Raw genomic sequence first — 9,672 nt, 5'->3', positions numbered from 1 at the left:
CGTAACAGGCACTTTTTTTTATAAAATTAAATTTTAAAACTTATTAGATTTGAGAACTGACGAAAAGTTTAAACGCTAGCACATAACAATAATTTTATATGGGGTAGTTTGAGCAGGGATGCTCCTTGTGGTAGCACCATATATAACAATTAGGTTCCTGTTTGCAGGGTTTCTTGTAAATGTTTGCCCATTTTCTAGTAGTATTTGCGTATAGGGGGCAATGTTTAATCTTAATGTGTTATCGCTGCTAATTAGCTGACTATTAAAATAGTCTACTTTTACATTCCTAATTGCATATCTTTTGCCATAACAATTGCTCGAAATTGTGGTGGAAAAATCAAAGGAGTAGCTGCATTAGCATCATAAAATCCAGTTACCATATCTCCCATTGCCACCATCTCATGATTTATAAAGTAAGTATTTGGTGCCACTATGAAATTTACTAAATTACCATATCCGTTTTTTACAGATATTAATTTATAACATCCTGATCCTTCTCCAGTTTCATCTATCAAAAATTCATCAATCATAGTAATAATACCGTGAAAAGCTTGAAAATTTTTCATTTTATTTCTCCAATATTATTTAAATTTCTATTCTGTATAGCTTATGAATTTTTAAGGTTTTCCGTTACCGCTAGTATTAAATGAGCATTATAAAATTATCTGAATAGGTATAGAGTTCTTAAATAAGAATTTAGGAAATACTACTGAACATTTGAGTTGTTGCAGTTACTCAGAAATTACAAAAAGTTGAATTTATATATTAGATGATGAATAATGTAGAAGAATAGAAAAATTTAGTATATAATATTGCTACATAGATTAAGAATTTATAGATTATGGTATAATTACAAATGATAGGAGGGGAAGCATTACTATGTACGATTTTAATAATCTGATTTATTTAAAAGAAGAGGAGTGTGTTGGTTGTAATAAATGTGTAGTGGAGTGCCCAGTTATTGGTGCAAATATTGCATACTTAGTAGATGGTAAAAACAAAGTAAAAATTAATGAAGAAAAATGTATACATTGCGGAGAGTGCATAAAAGTATGCGACCATAATGCAAGAGAGTTTTATGATGATACTGAACAATTTTTTAAAGATTTAGCATCTGGCAAAAAAATATCATTAATAGCTGCTCCATCAATACAAGTTAATTTAGATAATTATAAAAACTTATTTGGTTATTTTAAATCCATAGGTATTAATTGAGTACTTGAAAAATAATAATATAAATCTTAACGATTTCAATGAATATAATTTTGATGATATTGGATGTAGTTTAGGATTTTTATTTAGCAGACCTGGTGGGTTAAAAGAAAATGTAGAAGGTAGAGTTAAGGATGCTTGGATACGTCAAGTTGAAGGACAACACCATGCTTATAAATATCTTGATGAATTTAAACAACGTATTGGAGATGGGAAAGAAGTACCTTTTCTTGTTGATATTCTAAACTGCTCAAATGGATGTAATTTTGGTACTGCAACAGAAAATAATTCTACTGAAACAATGTCAAACATTGATGATGTTGATAATAAGTTTAATAAATTGAAGAAAACCAAGCTAAATAAGAAAAGTAAAAGTTTAATTAAAAAAAGAAAAGTTTCCTTATACGATATATTTGATAAAACTCTTGATATAAATGATTTTTTTAGAGATTATAGCAAAAATGAATTTTTAAATGATATTAAAGAACCAACCCCTCTAGAATATGATAAAATATTTCAGTCATTAAATAAATATACTGAAAAGCAAAAAAGTATTAATTGCTGTGCTTGTGGTTATGGAACATGTAAATTAATGGCAAAGGCAATTTTCAATGATTTAAATGTGTTGGATAATTGCATTGATTATAATAAAAAAGAAGTGGAGATTGGGCTGAAACAGATAGATACTAAAAATGAACAAATGCGGTTACTAGAGGAATTTAATAAGTTATCTGATGAAAAATTGAAAAATGCCGAATTATTAAGAAAAAGGATGGCAGAAATAATTTTAGCTGTTGAGCAGGTCTCAAATGGTAACGAGGAAAGTGCAGAAGCTATAAGTAAAATTTCTAACGAGATAGTAGATATTTTAAATACTGCTGGTATTCTTAAGAAGAGTGTTAATGAAATGCAGGAAAAACTAAATAAATTTTCAGAGGCTTCAGAACAAATTGTAAGCATTGCAAATCAAACAAATCTTTTATCCTTAAATGCTGCTATTGAGGCAGCAAGAGCTGGTGAAGAAGGAAAAGGTTTTTCAGTAGTGGCTAATGAAGTAAAGAAATTATCATATGAGTCAAAATTGGTAGCAACATCTACAAAAGAAGATCAATCTTCTATTTTAAATCTTATTAGCGAAATATTTAAGGTTTCAAATAATTTAGAGTCACAAATGCAGGTTGTAAATGAATCTATAAGTAATATTTCTGAAGTGGTTGAAGAAATTACTGCAAATAGCGAAGAAATAAGTGCATCAGCCAATAGTCTTTTAGGGAATATTTAAATTTAAAGTTACTTAGAATATAAAATACCGAAGATAAATTGAAAATTTTAGAAAATCAGTAAATACAAAAGCCGCCAGCAATTTTCTACTGGTGGCTAAATATTTTTAATTTATTTATTTTCATATGCCTAATATTTATAACTACTTTGACCATTAGTAAATACTACTGTATAATTTTAGTAGAAGGTTAGGGGCGAGAAAATGAACGTGGGTGTATAAGGATAAACACAACATTTTTAAATAAAGGTACGAGATAGATATATTAAGAATATTATTGGAGGTGTACATATGCAACTTTGTGGAGAGATAGTAGAACATAAAGCTTTTGGTAGAGGAAAAATAGTAGGATTTGCAAATAATTATATAACAGTATTATTTGATGAGAGTGGAGCAGAAAAGAAGTTTGCGTATCCAGCTGCTTTTGGTGCGTTTTTAGAATTGCAAAGTAAATCCTTTTTAAAACAGATTGAAGAAGACAAAAATGCAATTATACAGAAGGAAGCTGAGGATAAAAGAATAAAAGAAGAACGTGAAAAAATGGAAATAGCAATAAAATCAAAAAATGATGGAACAAAACACTCAAAAAAATCTTCTGATAAAAATAATGTTGCTTTTAAGTGTAATTATTGTGATGGTGGAAATAATAAAGAAACTATTGGATTTAGAGGCGCTTGTAGTGATGATACAATTAAATATAATATTAACGTAGCAAAATATGCAGAGTGCTGTGGTAAAGAATCACCGTGTCATAAATATTTGAATAGTGAAATATCAAGAGAAGAATTAAATGATTTTTGTAAAGAAGATGGCTTTATATGTCATGAAAGTCAAATGTTAAGATTTTGGCGTGCATATACAGGTATTACTCAAAGTGGTCTCAATAAAGGAAAGCCAATGACTTTAAGAAATGTTAGTACAGATAGTTTAGTTTTACTTACAACAAGACTTCCATATGCTAAAGATAAAGAAAGGTTCATCTTTGCTGTGTTTTTAGTGGATGAAAACTATGAGGGAGATAATCGTGATGATGGATATGTAGGGTCAAATCCTAAATTTAGATTGCAATTATCACTTGATGAAGCTAGACAGTTGAAATTCTGGGATTATTATTTCAATCCTAATAAGCCAGAAAAGATTATCTTCGGAAGTGGTCTACATAAATATTTAACAGACATTCAAGCAGCTCAGGTGTTAAAGAAAATTTGTGAGATAAAGGAAGGTACCTTGGAAGAAGAACTTTCAAAAGAATTTCTAGAGCATTATTGTAGGATTAAAAATCTAGAAATTGATAACTTATCTGTACCAAATGGTGCGCTGAAGAGAAATATTGACTAAGAAAGTAGCAATGAATATAACTATCTCTTGATTAATGGAAGATATAATGTAATTAACAGATATGTTGAATTATACAACAATTTATTATATAATTAAACAGTAATATGGTGCTTTTGACAACATATTACACAAAATAAAAGTATATTTTATATAAATATAGTAATATTATTTATAATTATCATAAGGAGTGAAAAAATGTGGGTAAGATAGTGACATTTGGAGAAATAATGCTTAGACTTTCACCAGCAGGTTATGATAGGTTTGTTCAGTCTAAACAATTCAATGCATTTTATGGCGGAAGTGAGGCAAATGTAGCAGTTTCACTTGCTAATTTTGGTAAAGAGGTAAGTTATGTAACTAAGCTTCCAGAAAACAATATAGCACAGTGCGCAATAAATGAGTTGAGAAAATATGGAGTTGACACAAAGGACATAGTAAGAGGCGGAAAAAGATTAGGCCTTTATTTTTGCGAAAATGGAGAATCTCAAAGACCTGCAAAACTTGTATATGATAGAGAAGATTCTGCAATAGCAAAAGCCAAAAGAGAAGATTTCGATTGGGATAAGATATTTGAGGGAGCAGATTGGTTTCATTTTTCAGGAATAACTCCAGCTCTTTCAGATGAATGTGCAAAAATCACATTGGATGCAGTAAAAGCAGCTAAGGAAAAGGGAATGACAGTAAGTATAGACTTAAACTACAGAGAAAATCTATGGGATGCAGATAAATTTAGTAAGGCAATAAGAGAACTTTTAGAATACTGTGATGTAGCCCTTGGAAGTATTGAAGAAGCAGAAATGGCATTAGGTGAAGGTGAAGGCGAAGAATGTAATGATATACTTAAAAAATTTGTAGAAAAGTTCGGACTTAAGTACGCTACAATAATATTGAGAAATCGATTTACAGCAGAAGATGTAGATTGGACAGCAGTACTTTATAATGGAAAAGACTTTTATAATTCCAAGAAGTACGATATACATGTTGCAGATAATATAGGTGGAGGAGACGCTTTCGCAGCATCACTTATATATGCGATAACATCAAAACTTTCAAATCAAGAAATTATAGAATATGCAACAGCAGGATCATGTTTAAAATACAGCATGAATGGTGATGCTAACCTTTCATCAGTATCAGAGGTTGAGAAGCTTATGAACGGCGACGGTTCAGGAAAAGTAAGCAGATAAATTTATAGGGATAGGGGCTGCCTGAAAATAGAAATAAATTTCTATTTTCAGGCAGCCCTTTTTATGTCAGAAGTAAGTACAATAACCTGTATTTTGAAAGAATTATTAATTATAATTTATACAGGGAATGGATACACTATTTCCTATAAAGAGATATTTTTATAAAAGGAGAGGTTTAAATGGAAAATTCCATGTTTTGTTACCAGTGTGAGCAAACATTTGGAGGAAAAGGTTGTACAAAAAGTGGGGTTTGTGGAAAAACACCAGAAATTGCAAATTTGCAGGATTTATTAATATATCAGTTAAAGGGAATTTCTTGCTATGCAAAGCCTTTAATTGAAAAAGGAAAAATTATTGATAAAGAAATAGTAAAATTTGTGGAGAATAGCCTATTTACAACTTTAACAAATGTAAACTTTGATGCTGAGGTTCATGTAAGATTCTTAAGGGAATCACAAAAGATAAAAGAAGCATTAAGAGACCAGGCACCTGAAGGAGAATATCCAGATGCAGCTACATATAATCTAAGTGATACTAAAGAATCCATGTTAAAGGATTCAGTAAAAGCAGGCATTATGTATGATCAAGATCTTGATGCTGATATCCGATCCTTAAGATCAACCATATTATATGGATTAAAGGGGATAAGTGCCTATGGGCATCAAGCAAGATTCATTGGTTATAATAGTGATCAAGTAGATCAATTTTACTTTTTAGGACTAGAAGCTACTACAAATGACAATTTAGTTCTTGAAGATATGATAAGTATGACTATGAGAACTGGGGATATGAGTGTAGAAGTAATGAAAATCCTTGATGAAGCAAATACTACTAAATACAAAAATCCTTCACCTCATAAGGTAAATGTTAATATTAAAAAAGGTCCGTTTATTATAGTATCTGGACATGATTTAAGAGATTTGGAAATGCTACTTGAGCAAACAGAAGGTAAGGGAATTAACATTTATACTCATGGAGAAATGTTACCAGCACATGGATATCCAGCACTAAAGAAATATAAACATTTAATAGGTAATTTTGGTTCTGCTTGGCAAAATCAACAGAAAGAGTTTGATGGAATACCAGGATGTATTTTAATGACTACTAACTGCTTAATGAGACCAAGAGAAACATACAAAGATAGAATATTTACTACCAGTGTTGTGGGATGGGATGGAGTAAAATATATTGGAGTGTCAGAAGATGGAACTAAAGATTTCACCGAAATAATAAATAAGGCATTAGAACTTGGCGGATTCGAAAAAGATGAGGAAGAAAAAGAAATATTAGTAGGCTTTGGACATAATGCAACATTATCACATGCTGAAGCTATAGTTAATGCAGTTAAAGATGGGAAACTAAGACATTTCTTCTTAATAGGTGGTTGTGATGGTGCAAGACCAGGAAGAAATTATTATACTGATTTTGCAAAAATGGTTCCTGAAGATTGTGTAATTCTTACTTTGGCCTGTGGTAAATACAGATTTAATAAACTGGATTTTGGAACAGTAGCCGGACTACCTAGATTATTAGATGTAGGTCAATGCAATGATGCTTATTCAGCAGTTAGGATAGCAACAGCACTAGCTGATGCTTTTGAAACTGATGTAAATTCATTGCCGCTAACTATTGTGCTTTCTTGGTATGAGCAAAAAGCAGTAGCTGATTTGTTAGCATTATTATCACTTGGAATAAAAGGAATGTTCTTAGGACCAAGTTTACCAGCTTTCTTATCACCTAATGTATTACAATATCTAGTGGACACCTTTAATATAAAACCAATAAGTACGCCAGAAGATGATTTAAAGACTTCACTAAAACAAAGAGTGGTAGAGGCATAAAATTGAAATATTAATGTGTCTATTTGAAAAAATTTAATATCAATAAAATTTATTTGCCACCCATAAATTATTTTTGGGTGGCAATAAATCTTAAATATTAATTCCTCCAAATATGCCACATTGCATTATTTGTTCCTCTAGCAAACACATCAGTTCTGTTTGGACCCCAAGATACTGCTGCTGGATCAGAAGTTATATTTCCACCGAGACTTCGCCAATTACTCCAACGAGAACCATTCCAGGACATCGTAATTAATTGATTGTTTTGGTTTCTGGAAAATACTTCAAGCCTATTAGGGGCTCTGGAAGAAACTGCAGGAGCTGAAGTTAACCTTCCGCCGAGATCTTGCCAGCTGCTCCAGCGAGAACCATTCCACCATAGATGATATAGACGGTTACCTTGTCCGCGAGTGAATACATCAATTCTATTGTTTCCCCAGGAAACAGCTGCAGGAGAGGAGGTTAAGTTTCCACCAAGGTTTTCCCAATCGCTCCAACGAGAACCATTCCACCATTTATGCCAAAGAGCATTATTGGTACCTCTAACAAAAGTATCAAGTCTATTAGGTGACCAGGAGGAAACAGCAGGTGCAGAAGTTAATGTTCCACCAAGATTTTCAAAGGCACTCCAGCGGGAACCGTTCCAGAATATATGCCACATAGCGTTATCTGTACCTCGAACGAATACATCAATTCTGTTGTTTCCCCAGGAAACAGCTGCAGGTGCAGAGGTTAATGTTCCACCAAGGCTTTCCCAGTTACTCCAGCTGGAACCATTCCACCATTTATGCCAAAGAGCATTGTCAGTGCCGCGTACAAAGGTATCAAGTCTGTTAGATGACCAAGAGGAAACAGCAGGTGCAGAGGATAATACACCCCCAAGATCTTCCCACTGACTCCATCGGTCAAGTGCAGAAGGAGGTACAAATCTGCTTCCAAGGCAGGTCTTTATTACACCTTTAAAAGTATTATCTACTATATCTTCAGGTACACCTGCTGATAAAACTGAAAACACAATAGCATAGTGCTGCCTTTTAAAATCCTCATATAATATGTCGCCTTTCTGTTCTATATCTCCTCTATATCTTGATGAATTATTTAAAGCATAGGGTATAGCTTCACTGAAAAAGTTATTAACCATTTCAGTACTTATTCTAAATTTTTTGAAGTTTGAAAACAGATCAGGTTGATTATTGTAAAGTAATTCCAATATTATATTTGTCTCCATATCTGAAGATCTGCTGTTGTTAGAAAAATCATCTTCATCAAATTCATCAAAATCTTGAAATTCATCAAATTCATCGTAAGACTGAAATCTATCAAGGTCTTCTATTCTATCATCTGAAAATGGGTAAGTATTTTGAGGCATGTAGTTATGATAGTAAAAAAATGGATTGTTATACATTGGCTACCTCCTTGTATTTTTGTTACGGTTTCAAAATATGATCACTTATATTTTATGATCGAAATTAAATAGTGTTACAATAATACATAAATTATATAGTTATTTTATTATAGACATTAAAACTTGTAGCATAATTGTTACTTAATTCATAAGATATATACAAAGCTTGTAATTTAAAGGAGCCGTTATGTATAATTATTATTTTAGGGAGACCACATTACATCCTAGAATTGTTGCTTATACAAGAGGGGATGTAAATGGTGATAGAATACCAGATGGTGTGTATTTAACAGGTACAAGGACAGAAGATAGTCCTTTTGTTCAAAATATTACTCTTGTAATACAGGATGGGAGGACAGGTAGGTTTACTAATATAAAACTTATACAAAATTCAGGATATAATCCTACTATATTTTTGGGAGATTTTACTGGAAATAATATAAATAATATATTAATAGGTATTAACTCTGGTGGAAGTGGTGGAATTATGTATTATTACATTTATTCATTTATCAACAATAGACCACAATTGTTGTTTGATTTTGATGTATATAATGAAGAATACAAATACCTTGTTACTTATAAAGATAATTACAAAGTTGAAGTTGTCAGTGAGAAAAATAATAAGAAATACATCATAGATATTTCCAATAGAGGATCAGATTATTTAAATGAAATATATGATGATAATGGTAGATTAAAGAGTCCAATTAGTGGATTTGTAAACCCATTAAGTGGTTTGTATCCGGTGGATTTTGATTCAAGTGGAGTATATGAATTATTAGCGTACCAAAAAATAGCAGGAAGATATAATGCAGATTCTTTAGGGTATGTTTTAAACACTTTAAAATGGAAAAATAATATGTTTGATTTAGACAATCAAAATGTAGCTATTTGGGGATCATGATATTTAAAGCATTGAAATTCAGTGGAACTATATCAAAAGGATTTGATAAATAATCTTGATGTAGTTCCAATTTATTTATATAAATAAATTATTTACTAATATTATATAAATAATTAAAGAATATTATAATATATAAAAAATATGTAAAATTTTTAACAATGTTAGTTCATTTAAGCTATTTAAAATATAAGTTAAAATTTTCAAATATATAGTTTTCTATATATAGAGCGGATTTTAACATAATTGGATATTGTTAAAAAAATAACTATCATTGTAATTAAAAAATGGTAATGCTAACATAAAAGTAATAAATGTAAACGTTATAATAATATAATATAATATATCCTAATAAAAGATAATATATTAAAATTAGAAGTAATTTACAAAAATTTATGTGTTATTTTTTGTTTGTTATCATATCATTTATATGGCCTATAATGTTTTCATGTAATTAAATATCTTTAATTAAATTACTATTTGTACAATCTATAATATTATAAAAT

At 30.6% G+C, this 9,672-nt stretch carries 7 protein-coding genes and 1 pseudogene; 6 read left to right on the top strand and 2 right to left on the bottom strand.

All coding sequences use genetic code 11. The annotated features are described in order from the left end of the window. Window positions 1-75: 75 nt before the first annotated feature. Window positions 76-566: pseudogene (locus RH99_RS02100) on the bottom strand (hypothetical protein). A 313-nt stretch (window positions 567-879) separates the two neighbouring features. Between RH99_RS02100 and RH99_RS19565 the strand changes: the two are divergent. The 5 genes from RH99_RS19565 to hcp all read left to right on the top strand — a co-directional run bounded on the left by RH99_RS19565 (window position 880) and on the right by hcp (window position 6,857). Then, on the top strand, window positions 880-1,215 hold the full coding sequence (locus RH99_RS19565; RefSeq protein WP_243441433.1) for a 4Fe-4S dicluster domain-containing protein: 336 nt from the start codon (window positions 880-882) through the stop codon (window positions 1,213-1,215). A gap of 4 nt (window positions 1,216-1,219) precedes the next feature. Continuing rightward, window positions 1,220-2,494, top strand: coding sequence for a methyl-accepting chemotaxis protein (locus tag RH99_RS02095; RefSeq protein WP_243441432.1), 1,275 nt, complete (start codon window positions 1,220-1,222; stop codon window positions 2,492-2,494). Between the two features lie 288 nt (window positions 2,495-2,782). Then, window positions 2,783-3,829, top strand: coding sequence for a hypothetical protein (locus tag RH99_RS19560; RefSeq protein WP_010233538.1), 1,047 nt, complete (start codon window positions 2,783-2,785; stop codon window positions 3,827-3,829). Window positions 3,830-4,026: 197 nt separating this feature from the next. Further along, window positions 4,027-5,016, top strand: coding sequence for a sugar kinase (locus RH99_RS02085; RefSeq protein WP_010233537.1), 990 nt, complete (start codon window positions 4,027-4,029; stop codon window positions 5,014-5,016). Window positions 5,017-5,195: 179 nt separating this feature from the next. Then, a complete protein-coding gene (gene hcp / locus RH99_RS02080) occupies window positions 5,196-6,857 on the top strand; it encodes a hydroxylamine reductase (RefSeq protein WP_010233536.1) in 1,662 nt (553 codons plus the stop codon). Between the two features lie 97 nt (window positions 6,858-6,954). Here hcp and RH99_RS02075 read toward each other — a convergent pair whose 3' ends face one another. After that, complete coding sequence (locus RH99_RS02075) at window positions 6,955-7,809, bottom strand: PLL family lectin (protein ID WP_507590837.1); 855 nt, start codon at window positions 7,807-7,809, stop codon at window positions 6,955-6,957. A 640-nt stretch (window positions 7,810-8,449) separates the two neighbouring features. Between RH99_RS02075 and RH99_RS02070 the strand changes: the two genes are divergently transcribed. Continuing rightward, entirely contained in the window at window positions 8,450-9,169 is a 720-nt protein-coding gene (locus RH99_RS02070) for a YybI family spore inner coat protein (RefSeq protein ID WP_010233534.1), read from the top strand. Window positions 9,170-9,672 lie beyond the last annotated feature (503 nt).

Source organism: Clostridium arbusti SL206 (assembly GCF_000246895.1).
In the GTDB taxonomy this organism is placed as follows: Bacteria; Bacillota; Clostridia; order Clostridiales; family Clostridiaceae; genus Clostridium_I; species Clostridium_I arbusti.
The sequence above is the reverse complement of the archived record's forward strand: the minus strand, read 5'-3'. Positions and strand labels throughout refer to the sequence as shown.